Below are 15,271 nucleotides of genomic sequence, written 5' to 3'. Positions count from 1 at the left end.
CAAGCCGATCAGCCAAGGCGGCTTCCGGTTGCTGCCTCGCCGCTGGGTCGTGGAGCGAAGCTTCGATTGGCTGGTCCGGCACCGCCGCCTGGCCCGGGACTACGAGCGGACGACCGAGAGCAGCGAGGCGATCAGACGATTGGCGTCGATTCCCATGATAATCCCAGCTCTCAAGCCCTCGCGGATGTGCTTCTTGCACTCGTTCTCAGAGCTTTGAGGCCGAACTCTTTGGGCGGGGTGTTGCCGTAGAGCCATCGGAGAAACCGGAGGCCTGGCCGATATGGTCCTGCTCGGTGCTTGATCGGCCGTCCTTGATTTCATAGACGACGACGTGCTGCTGCCAGTAGGCTGCGATCAGTTCGTTGATCGCCTCCGATGAGGAGGGATCGCCACCTGACTCATCCGGGACGGCGGATGGCGGGGAGCGGTATTCCTGGACAAGGCGGTGGTACCTGGTGAGCGACTCGGGGCTCTTGTCGCGGCCAAGGTAGATGCGCTTGCCGTTGATCTCGACCAATCCCAGGTCCTGGGCCTTGAGATGGCGATACTTGGGGACGCGATGTGGGCGCTGCGAGCAATCCTGGATGGAAGCATCCTGGGAAACGCATTCAACCAGCCTCAGGCTCGCACCGATTGTCGCATGCTGCGTATCCGGTCAAAGAGAGGACCAGATCAGGAGGCCCTAAACGCACTCAGGACGAGATGCGAATCCCAGGCTGGCCCACGAATTGAGGAGAGCGTAGTCTGGGAGGGGACCGCATTAAGGCGGCTGCGCACAATCTCTGGCGGCTCAAAAGCGCTACCAGTAGCGCTTAGACGTCAGCTTCAGGGCCGCACATTCTCACAAGAGAGTGACCTTTAAACTCTGAGGCGGGAAGGACTTAAGAAAAGTCGGGGCGAGAGGGTTTGAACCTCCGACCTCACGGACCCGAAGCGAAGGCTCAAACCGGCCGAGAAGCACCGAAAGCCGCGTGGGGGCTTCATCTGACGAAAGCTTCCATTTCTTGCAAGTCCCAGTGTCCCGTCGCGTTCATTCTCAGGTTTTTCCGGTCATTTGGGGGGCGAACCCGGTAGATAATCCGGTAGAACAACGCGATTGTATCTGAGATCAGGGGAATGCAGACATTTTCGGTAGGCCCATCCGGTGTTTCAGGGAGATGGGTGCGAAGGTTCTACTTTACCCCTACAATTAGGCCCGAGAAGCCCCCTGACCGCTTCCCCGTAGCCTGGGGATACCCGCCATGCTCGTCAAGATCCTGGGGATCACCGACGATGCCAAGTGCTACGAGATGGTCCGTCTCCTCCGTTGGCCCGACGGCGTCCGTTCCCCCCTCTGCGCTGCGATTCGGCCCGGGTGGTCAAGCAGGGCCAGGACGATACCGAGCCGCAACGCCGCCGCTACGAGTGCCCGCCCTGCGGACGCCGGTTTGATGACCCGACCGACTCGATCTTCGTCGGCCACCACCAGCCGCTTCGGGCCTGGGTTCTGGTCCTCGACTTTCTCGGGTTGAACCTCTCGAACGAGCAGATCGCCCAGGAATTCGACCTCGACCCGGACGACGTCCAGCGGATGGCGACCCTGCTGCAAGAGGGTGTCGTCCGGCGAAAGCCCGATGCGAAGCTCTCGGGCGAAGTCGAGTGCAACGAGGTGTACGTCGTGGCCGGCCACAAGGGCCATCCCGAAGCGGTGAGAAAAAAGGGCGAACCGGGCGACGTCGGCGGAAGAACGGCGAGCGTGGGCGGGGGACGATGGCGAAGGAGAAGCCGCCGATCTTCGGGGTGATCCAGCGGAAGGGCGAGGTTGTGATCCGGATGCTGCGCGACGTCCGGCAGAGGTCAATCGCCCCCCCTCATCCGGGCGACGATCGCCCCGGGCAGCGTGGTCTCCACCGCCGAGTACGACATCTACCACCGACTATCCAAATGGGGCTACACCCATCACACAGTCTGCCATGCCGCCGGCGAGTACGCCCGGGACGAAGACGGGGACGGCTTTTGCGAGGTCCACGTCAATACGATGGAAGGCTTCTGGTCGTTACTGCGGAGCTGACTGCGACCGCATCGGGGGATCTCGCTGGTGAAGTTGCCGCTGTACCTGGGCTCCTTCGAGTTCACGCATCATGTTCGCTGGCGAGGTAAGGCGCTTCTCGGAGCCCTAATCGAGCTCCTCCTTGAGCCATCCCCCCAAAACACCGAAAGAGCCAAACCTGACATTTCGATCGGGTTTCTACAGGCGTCGGAGGCTTCGATCATCGATTACGCCAGGAGGGGCAGAATCGGCCTGGCTGGGTAGACATCCGTGAGCCGTTCGTCGCGTCCGTTATGGGGGAAGACCAGGTGCTGGGAATCGAGGCCGAGCAGGTGGAGGATCGTCGCGTGCAGGTCGGCGACACTTGTCCGGTCGACCGTGGCGTGATAGCCGAACTCGTCGGTCGAGCCGTAGCTCTGTCCCCCCTTGATGCCACCCCCGGCGAGCCAGACGCTGAAACCGAACGGGTGATGATCACGACCATCGGGACCTTGCGCGCCCGGGGTCCGCCCGAATTCGCCTCCCCAGATCACCACGGTCTGATCAAGGAGTCCGGTTCGTTTTAGATCGGTGAGGAGCCCCGCGATGGGGGTGTCGGTCTGATCGCAGCAGACGCGCGTGCTCGCCGCGTTATTCGTATGGGTGTCCCACGGCTGGCCGCTCATGAAGATCTGGACGAAGCGGACCCCGCGTTCGACCAATCGACGGGCCATCAGGCATCGGGCCCCGTAGGACCGCGTGATCGGGTTGTCCAGTCCGTAGAGCGATCGGGTTTCTGGCGACTCGGTGTTCAGATTGAGCGCGTCAGTCGCAGAAAGCTGCATCCGAGCGGCCAGCTCGAAACTGGCGATCCGGGCATCGAGCTCGAGCTCGCCGGGGTGCCGCTGTTTATGCTCGTCGTTCAACGCGCCCAGCAACGCAAGCCGGGCCTGATCGACCTCGGCGGGGCGAGGGTCCTTCGGCCGGAGGTTCAGCACCGGCAGCCCTTCGGATCGGAATGGGGTCCCTTGATAGATTGGAGGGAGCCAGCCGCTTGACCAATTCCGGATCCCATCGACTGGCAGCCCCTTTGGGTCAGGCAGGACGACGTAGGCGGGGAGGTCCTGATTCTCGGTTCCCAGGGCGTAGGTCACCCAGGAGCCCAGGCTAGGACGGCCCGAGACGATCAGCCCCGTGTGCATCATCCAGAGTGCTTGTTCGTGGTTGCGGTGCTCGGTGTACATTGAGCGGATCACGGCGAGGTCGTCCGCGTGTTCGGCGATCCGCGGGAGTGTTTCGGAGAACGGAAGGCCAGACTGACCGTGCCTCGCGAACCGGAACGGGCTCTTGAGCAGATTGCCGGTGATTTTCTCCCGATCGGCGACCTCGTCGGGAGGTGCCTTTCCGTCATACCTGGCCAGCATCGGTTTGGGGTCGAGCAGATCGACGTGACTTGGTCCGCCGTGCATGAAAAGTTGAATGACCGACTTGGCTCTGGCCGGGGCATGAGGCGGCCGGGGCAAGACGTCAAACCGCGACGGGCTGCTCGGAGATTCACCGTGGGCTTCACCCAGGAGCGCGGCCAGGGCCAGACCGCCGAAACTGCCTCCCAGCCTCGAAAGCACCGCTCGTCGCGAGACTCCGGGGGGGCCTGCGAGGGACGAGAAGGGGTGACTCGGCATCGGTCGGGCCTCCGGTTGGGTTCAGTCGATGTACGCGAACTCATTACTGCTGAGGAGCATTTGGCAAACATCCACGAACGCGTCGGCACGCCCTCGGTTCTGGACTTGGACCTGTTCGGAAATGTAGGAGTCGATCATTTTGTGCTCATGATTTGTCGGTGAGCGGCCGAACGCCAGCCGGAACGCGAGATCCACCGGATCGTCCGGCGCGTCCCGGAGCACTCGATGTGCAAAGGACTCCGCACGTCCGGCGAGAAATTCACTATTGAGGAGGGTCAAGGCCTGGGAGGAAACGGTGGAAACCGAGCGTTGGGTGCAATTGGTCTCCATCACCGGTTGATCGAAGACCTGTAAGAAGGTCAATGGCTGGCTCCTGCGAACCTGGAGATAGATCGACCGACGCCGACCTTCCTCATTCTCCGGCGCGATGATTTCTCCTCCCGGCGACCGGGTGACCGGCACCGGAGGGCCTCCCATGGACGGATTGAGGGTGCCGGACACCTTCAAGACGGAGTCTCGCAGGGCCTCAGCCTCCAGCCTTCGAAGTCTCTGCCGCCAGAGGAGGCTGTTCTTGGGATCGAGGCTCCGGGCGCGGGAATGCCGAACGGGGTCGTCGAAACTCGACTGGCGATACGCAGTCGAGGTCATCATCAACCGGTGCATCTGTTTCATCGATGCCCCTTGTGCGATGAATTCCGTGGCCAACCAGTCGAGCAAGTCAGGATGACTCGGAAAGGCTCCCTTCACGCCGAAGTTCTCGGGTGTGGAGACGATTCCCTCGCCGAAGTGATGAAGCCAGAGTCGATTGACGAGCACGCGGGCAGTCAGGGGATGATCCGGTTGGGTGAGCCATTCCGCGAACGCGAGCCGACGGCCGCTGGTGGGGGCCCCGGCTTCGGGGGGGCTCCATGCGAACGGTTCAGGAGCCAGCAGGGCGGGCAAGGCACCGGGGCCGACCATCGGACCCGGCTGGCGATAGTCTCCTCGCTGAAGGATCGGCGTCTGAGGATCGCCGGGGAGATCATAGAATGCCCGGATTTCGGGGAAGGTCTGCCGTCGTGCCTCGTCCTCGGCGTTCGACGCTTCGAGCGATGCGATCAGGTCGCGGTCGCAGGGCGACTCCTCAGCGATCAGGGCTGCAAGCGCCTCGGGGTTCGGCCGCAAGTCGGCCTCGAACTTCCCGAAGAGATAACGCTGAATCTCGTCACGCTCCTCGGCCCCGACGGCAAACGCGCCGCGAACGTCATCTCGGATCGGTGCGGGCAAGTTCGCGAGGCGTTGCTCGAATCGCCGCTCGCCGAAGGCTTTCGTCAGGTTGGCGATGGTCTCGCGGCGCCGGGCGATCGCCTCATCGATGCGGGCGTTGTGCGCCTCGGCCTCGGCTTCTTGCGCGGCAGTCGCCTCGAGTCGTCTTCGTTCGACCTGAGGCACCCACTCGGAGGGGCGATAGCCGCTCATGAAGACCGCCTGGACCTGATAGTACTCGGCCTGAGTGATCGGGTCATACTTGTGGGTATGGCACTTGGCGCACTGGAGCGTCAGGCCAAGGGTTGAGGATGCAACAATCGTTAGCGTGTCATCAAGTGTCTGATAGTAGTAACCCGGTGCATCCTGGATATTCACTAAGTCGGGACGGCTCGTGTCCCCGGCGTTGCGGAGGAAACCGGTCGCGATCAGGGCATCCACGACCTCCGGGCTCAACGTGTCTCCGGACTGGTATGCCGCCCAGTAGTCGACCAGCTCGTCTCCGGCGATCTGCTCTCGCAGGAATTGATCGTAGGGCTTGTCGTCATTGATTGCCTGGATCACCCAGTCTCGATATCTCCATGACGCCGATCGCACATGATCGGCCGCGAGAATCCCTTCCGAATCGGCATAGCCTGCCACATCGAGCCAGTGCCTCCCCCAACGTTCGCCGTATCGAGGGCTCGCGAGCAGACGGTCGATCAGCCGCTCGTATGCGTCGGGTTCGCGATCACCGAGAAAGTCGTCGATTTCCTCGATCGATGGTGGCAGTCCCCAAAGATCGAAAGTGGCCCGGCGGATCAGAGTGATTCGATCAGCCTCACTCGTGAACCCGAGCCCACGCGACTCGAGTTGATTGAGCAAGAAGGCGTCGATCGGATTACGGACCCTGCTCTGGTCGTCAACGGGTGGAACGTCGGGCCGGGTCGGCGGTCGGAAGGCCCAGTGAATGGGCGTCTCGGTTTCGTCCGAAGCCGAGGCAATTCTCGAACCATCGGTCGGGGCTCCGGCGTGGATCCAGGCTCGCAATGTGGCGATCTCGGAGTCGGTCAGTCGATCCGCATTCGCCGGGGGCATGGTCCCCAGGTCGATCTGTTCCAGGATCAGGCTCTCGTGAGGTTCTTCCAGGCTGAGGGCTGGACCGCTGTCTCCCCCTTCGAGCATTGTCGCAACCGAGATCAGGCTCAGGCCCCCTTTGCGCTGGACTGTCCCATGACACTTCAGGCAATGCTCCTCCACGATGGGAGCCACATCCCGTTCGAACTGCAGCTCCACGTCTTCCGCCCAGGTCGCTTGCACGACGAACAGGACTAGCAGGGACCAGAACGATCCGCGTCGAGGAATTCGACATTTCATGGGAATGCTCATCAATGAGGTTGAGCTAGTCGATCGACGCCACTCGATGCATAACAATTGTTTTCCCAGTTTCATGTGTCCTGTGCAAGTCAGCTCTTCTTTTTCAGAAGAGGTCGAGGATCGGAGTTCCCGAGCTGGCACGGACGGAAAAGCCGTCGGGATGGATGGGGGTGTCGGGAGGAATCCCGAGGGCATGGAAGAGGGTGGCCGCGAAGTCCTCGGGGCTAACGGGACGGTCCATCACATAAGCCCCCTGGCGATCGGAGCGGCCGTAGACGTGCCCGCCGCGGATCCCGGCGCCGGCAAGCATGGCCGAATAGCATTTCGCCCAGTGGTCGCGCCCGATGGCGGAGGCTCCTCGGCTGATCTGCGGGGTACGGCCGAATTCGCCGACCAGGACCACCAGCGTCCTGTCGAGTAATCCCCGCTGGTCCAGGTCCTCGATCAATGCCGAGACAGCCTGATCGCAGCACGGGAGCGCCCAGCCGAGCCCATTCCAACCATCACCGAAAATATCAATGCCGGCATTCCCATGCATGTCCCAGGTTTCGATGCTGACGAATTTATCCGAGGGTGCAAGGCCGCACCAGCCGACGACATTGACCATCCGAACGCCCGCCTCGACTAGACGTCGAGCCATCAACAGATTCTGTCCAAGCGGATGCCGACCGTAACGGTCACGAACCCCGGCGGGTTCGCGGTCGATGTCGAACGCCTTGCGTGCCCTGGAACCGTCAAGCAGGTCAACGGCACGCTCCCGGAATCGGGACAGGGAATCCCCAGGGCCGCCGTCAGGGTTCTCGCCTTCCATGAGGTGCAACAATTCGAGCCGATCCCGAGCACGAGCAACCGACAGCCCATCAGGCAAGTCGTATGCATCGACCCGAAAGTTGGGGTTTGCCGGATTGTCGTCATGACCGGTCCCCACGAGGATCGGGGCGTGAGCCATCCCGAGAAACCCGCCTGTCAGATAGGTCGAATCCGGTGGCATTGATCCACCCCCGAACTTCTGGAGCCAGACGTGGGAGGGCACTCCCTCAGAGGTTGGCCTGAGCTTTGAGACAATCGATCCGAATGAGGGGGCATTGAGGGCTGGCAGTGATTGCCCGGCCAAGAGCATCGAGTTGGCGACATCGTGAACCGGGACATTGTGGCTCATCGAACGGATCACGCAGTATCGATCCGCCAATTGAGCCAGGCGAGGCATCAACTCGCCGACCCAAAAGCCGGGAACCGCTGTGGGAATCGACTTGTAAGGACCACGAATTTCGGAGGGTCCCTCCGGCTTGGGATCCCAGGAATCGAGCTGACTGAGGCCGCCGTATTGGAAGATGAAGATGCACGACTTTTCCGGCGACGACTGATCCGAGCTTTGCTGGATTGCCTCGGAGGCCAGCAGGCGAGGCAGGCTCAGTCCCAGAAATGGCAGCGCACCTGCTTGAAGGACGCGGCGACGGCCCAGGAGTGGCTTGTTCCAGAAATTCATGAATGCTCACCCTCCGGTTTCTGGTGGTGATCGGTCGATCTCGAGGAGAATGGCACCCTCAAGATGATCGCTGCGTCATCATCGTAACCCATCGCCCCATCCCAGGGAGAAGGCCCGACAAGGATTCGAATAAGTGCCAAGTCGTACAATATGCACATGCAGTTTGTAAGACGCCTGACCCCGCTCTGTGATCAGCGAAACACTGATTGTCTGGAATTTCAAGATTGATTGAAGCCGATTGAGGCAAAAGAGATTGAAGGCCTAATCGTAAACCAAATATTCAAACTTCCTTCTTGCTTCAGAAAACATCATCGGTTAGAGCTCTAACTTGATCTCACGCCAAAGGCCAATCCGATGCGCTTTCATCAAGATGAGACATCGGGACGCCTTGGCCCGGGCGAGGTCAATCCGAGCCTCGTGTCCTGTCGATGGAGACGCCTGCACCGATGGAAACCCGATCGGCGACATGATCCCAGGCAGACCGATTGCTCAGTTCGGAAGACAAGTCAAAATGATTGCCCTCGTTCTTGCCGGTGGCCCTGATTCCGAACTTGACCATCGCGGCCGGAAACGGCTGGTGTTTCCTTCTGTGTAACGCATCTGTTGATGGTCGAGGTGAGGCTTTTCGTGCCTTTCGCAGATCGGCATCCTCTTAGACTGGGAAGGAACTTTTCCATGCGCCGACGCGGATTCACGCTGATCGAATTACTGGTCGTGATCGCGATCATCGGGGTTTTGATCGCCTTGTTGCTCCCCGCGGTGCAGTCTGCCCGCGAGGCCGCCCGCCGTGCCCAGTGCACGAATAACCTGAAGCAGATCGCCCTGGCCGTGCATAATTATCACGACACGGTCGGGAGTTTCCCTCCGGGTTCGATGGTCAACCGGATTGGCGAAGCGGGTGGCTGGGGTGGGTCGTGGTGGGCGTGGTCGACCTTCATCCTGCCCCAGATGGAGCAAGGCGCCGTCTTCAATGCGATCAACTTCTCAGACCGTGGTACCGTGGGGATTCAGCCCGACGGGAGGCTGGGCAACAACGGTCAGAACATGAGTGTGGCCCACGTGACGGTTTATCGAACGATCATCGGGAGCTACCTCTGCCCAACGGACGACTCCAACAGGCTGTTCGACGATCGACGATGGGTGAACATCTCCAACCTCGCCAGCCCCCATACCACGTCTGTGACGAACTATGTTGCGAGCGTGGGGGACCCAAGGACGGGGAATCCACTCTTCGATGTCTGGTCAAGTGCTCCCCTCGATTCATACTGGGGCTGTAATGGGACCTTCCAGGGGATCTTCGGTGATTGCAGCAGCGGCGCGGTCACGAACATCGCGAGCGTCCGGGACGGCACCAGCAATACGTTCCTACTCGGGGAGAACTCGCCGAACCTCAATGGTCAGCTGACCTGGACCAGTGGGCATGGCGCCTGGGCTGGGACTCACGTCCCGCTGAACTGGATGACCTCGTTGAAGGACAACGAGGTCGACCCGACCGACGGCACCGTTTGCAGCATCAGTTACCTCGGGAATATCACCCAGGCCAAGTTCTGCTACCGGAACCAGTTCTACATCTGGGGATTCAAGAGCTTCCATCCGGGTGGGGCGAACTTCGCCATGGCTGACGGGTCGGTCAAGTTCGTCAAGCAGACGATCCACCCCCGGATTTACAACGCGCTCGGGACCCGAAGAAGGGGCGAGATCATCTCGGCTGACGCCTATTAATTGGCCGATTCGCCAATGGTTCTCGGTCGCCGTGCCGGCCATCGCGAGGTGGCCGGCACGGCCAGACCATGCCGGCCGCCTCGGCGGTGATCGAGAAATCCTGAAGACACCTGAGCGATCACTTAGCTTTGTGAGGACCCATCCGATGCGTTCCTTGACGGTCTTGTCCATCGCGGCCTTTCTGATCGGATTGGCCAGCTGCGGTCCAGGCAATGGGTTGAACCTTGCCCGGGTGAGTGGCACAGTCTCCCTGGAGGGAGAGCCCTTGAAGAACGGGACCGTCATGTTCGAGCCCGACGAGTCGAAGGGGACGACGGGCCCCCAGGCTGTGGGCACGATCATGCCCGACGGCACGTTCATCATGTCGAGCCAGTCGGCCGGGGACGGCGCCGTGGTCGGGTTCCACCGGGTTGGAATTCTCGGACTCGATGAGAACCCGAGTGTCGACGTGCCAATGCCCGATATTGAGGAGGACCCACTGGCCTACCTGGCCGCGAAAGACGCCGCCGTGTCGAAGTCCATCCGGCAAAACGCGAAGGGCGGACAGGCCACGGTTTCCGGCCTGGATGGAAAGTCCTTCCGCGTGCTCGTACCCGAGCAGGTGACCAGCACGAGCACCTCCGGGATTGTGGTCGAGGTGACTCGCGGTTCCAATACCATTCATTTGAATATCAAAGAAGATGGGAGCGTCGAAACCAATTAACCGCCGCAAGCGCAAGCAATCCCAGAAACGGGACCCGGGGAAGGGGCGGAAGTGGCCGACTTGCGTCATCGCGGGGCTCGGCCTGCTTGCGATCGGCTGGGGGGCGTACCGGGCCGCGGTTGGCTGGCGGTTCGAGGTCGAGCTCTCTCGCGCGGTGGCAGAGTTCTCTTCTGGGCAGATTGCCCCAGCCCGCGAGCGACTTGTCCGGCTCCTCGGGCACCGAGGGGCCGAGTCCGAGGTTGCCTATCACCTCGGCCTCTGCGAGGAGGCGGCGGGTCGTCCCGGGCCTGCGATGATCGCCTGGAACCGGATCGACCCGGAGTCACCCTACGCATCGCTGGCGGCTCAGCACCGAGATGTCCTGCTGCGGAAATACCACGACGAGGGTCGGTTCGCGCAGCTCGAGGAACTCCTCGACATTGTCCGTCAGACCGACGGACCAGAGGCCGTTGAGGCGGGGCAGTCGCTGGCCCGACTCCTGCGGTTCGAATGCCGATTCGACGAGCTCAGGAAGGTGCTCAGGGAGGAATGGGCCCGGTCATCGGATCCGTACCGCACCTTGCACGAACTCTGGCTCCTCGACGTCGATCCGGTCCCGATCGAGATGGTCAGAGGGGTCCTCGACCAGGCCGCGGCGAAGGCACCCGAGGACGACCGGGTCTGGCTCGGGAAGGCGAACCTGGCGATCTGGTCGGGCCAGTTCGAGGAGGCGGACCGCTGGATCAGGGCCTGTCTCGATCGTCGGCCACGAGACCCGGCGGCCTGGCGAGCCCGGCTCGACTGGGCAATGGCGACCGACCGGCCAGACGAGGCCCGCCTTGCCCTCGAGCATCTGACGTCTCAGGTCTTTCCTCCGGAACGGGTCCTGATGCTTGACGCCTGGCTGGCCGCCCGAGATCCAAACCTCGGGGACCTGGAGACCCGTCTCGATCGAGAATCGCGGGCACTGGACGCCCTCATCGCTTCCGCACCGAGTGAGTCCGCGGCCCTGGAACGCCGGATCGAACTGGCTGTGATCCGAGGTGACCTGGATCGCGCCGCCGGACTCCGCCGGGCCAAGGCTGAACTCGACCGGGACCACCATCGCTACGGCAACCTGCTCAGGGAGGGCAATCCCGAGGCCAACCTCCCGAAGCTGGCGGACCTGGCCGAGTCACTCGGCCGAATCTTCGAGGCGAAAGCGTACTGGACACTGATGCTCAAGCGTCGACCTGACGACTCAAGGGCTCACCAGGCCCTCGTCAGGATCGATCGCAAGATGGCCGCGGTCGACGCGACTTCAGCTCCCCGATCGCCCGAACAACTCCTGAGCGAACTCACTCTGGCTGGGAAGGAGGCCGAGAGTCCCCCCCCCGGGGCGATCCGCTCGCAGGACCGCCCCGAAACAAAACTCGCGTTCGTCGACTCAACTCGTCCCGCCGGGCTTGAGTTTTCCTTCGACAACGGCCAGAGCCCTGCCCGCCAACTTCCCGAGACCATGAGCGGTGGCCTCGGACTGATCGATTATGACGGCGACGGCTGGTTCGATGTCTACGTCGTCCAGGGCGGACCGTTCCCGCCCGGGCCAGGTGGAACCCGCTCAGGGGACCAACTGTTCCGGAACCGGGGCAACGGGACCTTCGAGGATGTCACCGAGTCCGCCGGGATTTCCGGGTTCGCGAAGGGATACGGCCATGGAGTCGCGGTCGCTGATTATGAGAACGATGGGCACCCGGACCTGTTCGTGACCCGATGGCGGAGTTACGCCCTCTACCGGAACAACGGAGATGGGACCTTCTCCGACGTGACGGATCGGGCAGGTCTGGGGGGCGATCGTGACTGGCCCACCTCCGCGGCCTTCGCGGATCTCGATGGGGATGGAGATCCGGATCTCTATGTCTGTCACTACCTCGACTGGGATTCGTCAAACCCTCGGCCTTGCCCCCCCAATCAGGCGGGCAACCCGGTCTACTGTGACCCTCGCGAGTTCGAGGCCCGACCGGATCGACTCTATCGCAATGATGGCGGCCGATTCGTCGATGTGACGAAAGAGGCCGGGATCTCCGCCCTCGATGGCCGGGGGCTCGGAGTGGTGGCCGCCGACCTGGACGGCGACGGGCGGGTTGACCTCTATGTGGCCAATGACACCACCGCCAACTTCTTCTATCGCAACCTGGGCGCGATGCAATTCGACGAGGTCGCCCACGAGTCGGGCCTGGCCGGGAACGCCGAGGGAGGATATCAGGCCGGGATGGGGATCGCGATCGGAGATTTCGAAGGTGACGGCCGGCCCGATTTGGCGGTCACGAACTTCATCGGCGAGGGGACCACCTATTACCACAACCTCGGTGATGGGATGTTCATCGATCGCTCGGCCGACATCGGTCTGTTATCCGCGAGCCGCCGATGGCTCGGCTTCGGGATCGTCTGCCTCGATGCCGACAACGACGGATGGCTCGACCTGGCCACCGCCAACGGGCATGTCAACGATTACCGTCCGACGTTCCCCTTCGCCATGCCAGCCCAGCTCCTGCAAGGCGGACGAGCCGGCCGTTTGACCGATGTCAGCGCTGTCGCGGGCCGTCCGTGGCAGATCCCTCGCATTGGCAGGGGCCTCGCTGCCGGCGACCTCGACAACGACGGTCGGACCGATCTCGTTTTGCTCTCGCACGATCAACCGTTGGCTTATCTCCAGAATCAGACCGAGGGTGGCCATTTTGTCACATTTCAACTAGAGGGGACGCGATCGAATCGCGATGCCATCGGAGCCAGAGTGACGCTCCGGACGAGGAGTCGCGATCATGTCGGGTATCGGTTCGGTGGAGGGAGCTATCAATCCGCATCTGATCCAAGGTTACACTTCGGCCTGGGCGGAGTGGATCAATTGGATTCGGTCGAGGTTACCTGGCCTTCGGGGCATGAGGACCGGTTCTCCCACCTTCAGGTGGATTCAGGATACCTCCTCCGTGAAGGGAGTCCTCAGGCGTTTCCGCTTCCTGGATTCTGATCGTCGGTTGCTCTGTCGAAAACCTTCGAGGCGATGGGGGTGTAGTGTATGTATGAATACAATCTGCCACATGTCCAAGTCCCCCCTGGCGGTGGCCCGCATGGCGTTGGAAGCCGCCCGGGGGGCCGTGCCGGCCTACTCCTCGAAGTACTCCCGGCGCGACTTCACCCAGCACCAACACTTCACCCTACTATCCCTGCACGAGTTCCTCGAGACCGACTACCGCGGCCTGGAGCAGATGCTCCGCGAGTGGGCCGAGCTGCGCGACACGCTCGGGTTGACCAAGGTCCCCGACCACTCCACGATGCAGAAGGCCGCCGAGCGGCTCCTCAATAATAGGGGGTCGATGCCCTGCTGGCGCGGATGGAGCGCGCGGCGCGGGACCGCGGCCTGATCCCACCGAAGGCCCGGGCGGCGATCGACGCCACCGGCTACGAGACGCGGCACGTCAGCCGCTCCTTCTCCTGGCGGTCCAAGCGCTCCGGCAAGCGGCGGAGGCAACGCTCCTGGCCGAAGCTGACTGCCGTGCTGGAGGCCCGCAGCCACTACTTCCTCGCGGCCCACGTCTCGCGGGGGCCGAGCCAGGACTCGTCGCAGTTCCGCCCGGCAGTGCGAGCCGCCGCGAAACATTGCCCGATCGACACGCTGCTGGGCGACGGCGCCTTCGACGCCGAGCACAACCACGAGCTGGCCCGCCGGGGCCTGGGCATCCGCTCGACGGTCATCCCGCTAAACCGGCGCACCTCGGGCCGCAAGTGGCCGAAGACGAGGTACCGGCGCCAGATGGTCAAGCGGTTCCGCCGCAAGCCGAGGCGGTTGCACCACCGCCGCGTCTACGGCCAGCGATGGCAGGTGGAGAGCGGGTTCTCGCGGGTCAAGCGGCTGCTGGGCTCGGCACTGCGGGCCCGGCGGTGGGTCAACCAGAAGAAGGAGATCCTGCTGCGGGTCCTGACCCATAACCTCATGCTCCTGGCAGCCGCCGCATAGGATTTCGACAGAGCAATCCATGGTCACAGCTTGACTTTGCACGAATCCATGGATTCAAAATTGCTCGACTTTGTGCGGGTCAATGTGAGTAGAAGGCCGCATTCAGCAATCGGTCCAGTTGAGGCCCGGGGATTTCCACACAGGAGGGGTCGCGACAGGATATCCGAATGTGCAGTCCGTCCCAGCAATGACGCCGGACCGCCGCCAGCACGTCGGAGAATGTCGCCTGGCCCTTGCGATACCACGACGCCGTCCGGATCGGCAACCGGCCCTCGTCGTGCAGGGCCACGCCGATCGCCGCCACCAGCGAGTACAGCCCGAAGAGGCAGGGCGTCTCCCGAGCGATCGCCAGGTCCGACCATTGCTGCTGCGTCTCGACCCCGAGATGGGCGCGGGCCTCCTCGAAGGTCGTCTCCAGCGGCCAGCGGCGGACGAAGTCGGCGACGATCGCCGGCGCCGCGTCCCCCGGCTCGGTCGAGAACCAGGCCCGCGGCTCAAGCTTCCCCGCGGAATCGCGGCTGAGCACCCAGCGGATCGGCAAGGGGGCGAAACCGGGGTGGTACCACCAGGCGGTGCCCGTGGCCAGCTCCAGCCGACGCTCGCGGCTGACCTTCCCCACGAATCGCTCACCATTACCCACAAGTGGGGGGACTTGCCCGCGACGCTTGCTCGGCGAGATTCCAACCGAGGGCCAGGTCGTCCAGTCGGCGGAGGCCGCGCCAGATTGTCGTCACCCCGGGCTCGGCGTCGCGGGCGCGTCCCAGGAAGCCTCCCAGCCTGGCCAATGGGCGAACGGCTCCTCTCAATCCGGGAGCCCTTTCCGGCGGTTCGGATCGCTCGACGGCTCGGTGCAAGATCTGCCACGAGGCTTCGGGGATCACCGCGTTACAGGCGGCCTCGGGCTCTTGTCGGGCCCGGCATGTCAGCCATAACAACCGCCAGGCAACCACGGCGTAGGTAGCCAGGGCGCGACGAAGGCGAGAGGCATCCTCCAACTGGAGCCCTTCCACCCGGCAACCGCTCTTGAGGACGGAGTGAGAGCGCTCGGTGTACCAGCCACGATGCCTCCTTTGTCACACCTTGTATCGGCCCTCGC

The 15,271-nt window shown here is 62.8% G+C and carries 12 protein-coding genes and 1 pseudogene; 7 read left to right on the top strand and 6 right to left on the bottom strand.

Annotated features, from left to right (window positions below):
• The first annotated feature begins 49 nt into the window (after nucleotides 1-49).
• The gene (locus GA615_RS28765) at nucleotides 50-217 is read left to right on the top strand and encodes a hypothetical protein (protein ID WP_449343058.1); all 168 of its coding nucleotides are present in this window, start codon (nucleotides 50-52) and stop codon (nucleotides 215-217) included.
• Here the strand turns inward: GA615_RS28765 and GA615_RS19980 are convergent.
• Nucleotides 206-517 (bottom strand): hypothetical protein, encoded by a 312-nt coding sequence (locus GA615_RS19980; protein WP_152053097.1) that lies wholly within the window; start codon nucleotides 515-517, stop codon nucleotides 206-208. The genes GA615_RS28765 and GA615_RS19980 overlap by 12 nt on opposite strands.
• 724 nt (nucleotides 518-1,241) lie before the next feature.
• Between GA615_RS19980 and GA615_RS28835 the strand changes: the two are divergent.
• Nucleotides 1,242-2,173 (top strand): annotated as a pseudogene (locus tag GA615_RS28835) (IS1595 family transposase); the annotation flags it as partial.
• Between the two features lie 83 nt (nucleotides 2,174-2,256).
• Here GA615_RS28835 and GA615_RS19970 read toward each other — a convergent pair.
• From GA615_RS19970 to GA615_RS19960, 3 genes are all read right to left on the bottom strand, one after another.
• A complete protein-coding gene (locus GA615_RS19970; protein WP_152053096.1) occupies nucleotides 2,257-3,690 on the bottom strand; it encodes a DUF1501 domain-containing protein in 1,434 nt (477 codons plus the stop codon).
• A gap of 21 nt (nucleotides 3,691-3,711) precedes the next feature.
• Nucleotides 3,712-6,291 carry a PSD1 and planctomycete cytochrome C domain-containing protein gene (locus GA615_RS19965; protein WP_161602449.1) on the bottom strand — a complete coding sequence of 860 codons (2,580 nt, stop codon included), beginning with the start codon at nucleotides 6,289-6,291 and terminating at the stop codon, nucleotides 3,712-3,714.
• Between the two features lie 103 nt (nucleotides 6,292-6,394).
• The gene (locus tag GA615_RS19960; protein WP_152053094.1) at nucleotides 6,395-7,777 is read right to left on the bottom strand and encodes a DUF1501 domain-containing protein; all 1,383 of its coding nucleotides are present in this window, start codon (nucleotides 7,775-7,777) and stop codon (nucleotides 6,395-6,397) included.
• 675 nt (nucleotides 7,778-8,452) lie between these two features.
• Between GA615_RS19960 and GA615_RS19955 the strand changes: the two genes are divergently transcribed.
• From GA615_RS19955 to GA615_RS19935, 5 genes are all read left to right on the top strand, one after another.
• Entirely contained in the window at nucleotides 8,453-9,499 is a 1,047-nt protein-coding gene (locus GA615_RS19955; protein ID WP_152053093.1) for a DUF1559 domain-containing protein, read from the top strand.
• A gap of 145 nt (nucleotides 9,500-9,644) precedes the next feature.
• Nucleotides 9,645-10,202: a hypothetical protein gene (locus GA615_RS19950; RefSeq protein ID WP_152053092.1), complete on the top strand. Its 558-nt coding sequence runs from the start codon at nucleotides 9,645-9,647 to the stop codon at nucleotides 10,200-10,202.
• Nucleotides 10,180-13,188 (top strand): FG-GAP-like repeat-containing protein, encoded by a 3,009-nt coding sequence (locus GA615_RS19945; RefSeq protein WP_152053091.1) that lies wholly within the window; start codon nucleotides 10,180-10,182, stop codon nucleotides 13,186-13,188. The genes GA615_RS19950 and GA615_RS19945 overlap by 23 nt, the downstream gene beginning before the upstream one ends.
• Nucleotides 13,189-13,258: 70 nt before the next feature.
• Entirely contained in the window at nucleotides 13,259-13,582 is a 324-nt protein-coding gene (locus tag GA615_RS19940) for a hypothetical protein (RefSeq protein ID WP_152053090.1), read from the top strand.
• Nucleotides 13,552-14,175: a transposase gene (locus GA615_RS19935; protein WP_152053089.1), complete on the top strand. Its 624-nt coding sequence runs from the start codon at nucleotides 13,552-13,554 to the stop codon at nucleotides 14,173-14,175. Before GA615_RS19940 ends, GA615_RS19935 begins: the two co-directional genes overlap by 31 nt.
• 79 nt (nucleotides 14,176-14,254) lie before the next feature.
• Here the strand turns inward: GA615_RS19935 and GA615_RS19930 are convergent, their stop codons facing one another.
• Nucleotides 14,255-14,794, bottom strand: coding sequence for a hypothetical protein (locus GA615_RS19930; RefSeq protein WP_152053088.1), 540 nt, complete (start codon nucleotides 14,792-14,794; stop codon nucleotides 14,255-14,257).
• A gap of 13 nt (nucleotides 14,795-14,807) precedes the next feature.
• On the bottom strand, nucleotides 14,808-15,170 hold the full coding sequence (locus GA615_RS19925) for an IS4 family transposase (RefSeq protein WP_161602448.1): 363 nt from the start codon (nucleotides 15,168-15,170) through the stop codon (nucleotides 14,808-14,810).
• Nucleotides 15,171-15,271: the final 101 nt, after the last annotated feature.

Origin of the sequence: Tautonia marina, from assembly GCF_009177065.1 — a bacterium.
Taxonomy (GTDB): Bacteria; Planctomycetota; Planctomycetia; order Isosphaerales; family Isosphaeraceae; genus Tautonia; species Tautonia marina.
The sequence above is the reverse complement of the archived record's forward strand: the minus strand, read 5'-3'. Positions and strand labels throughout refer to the sequence as shown.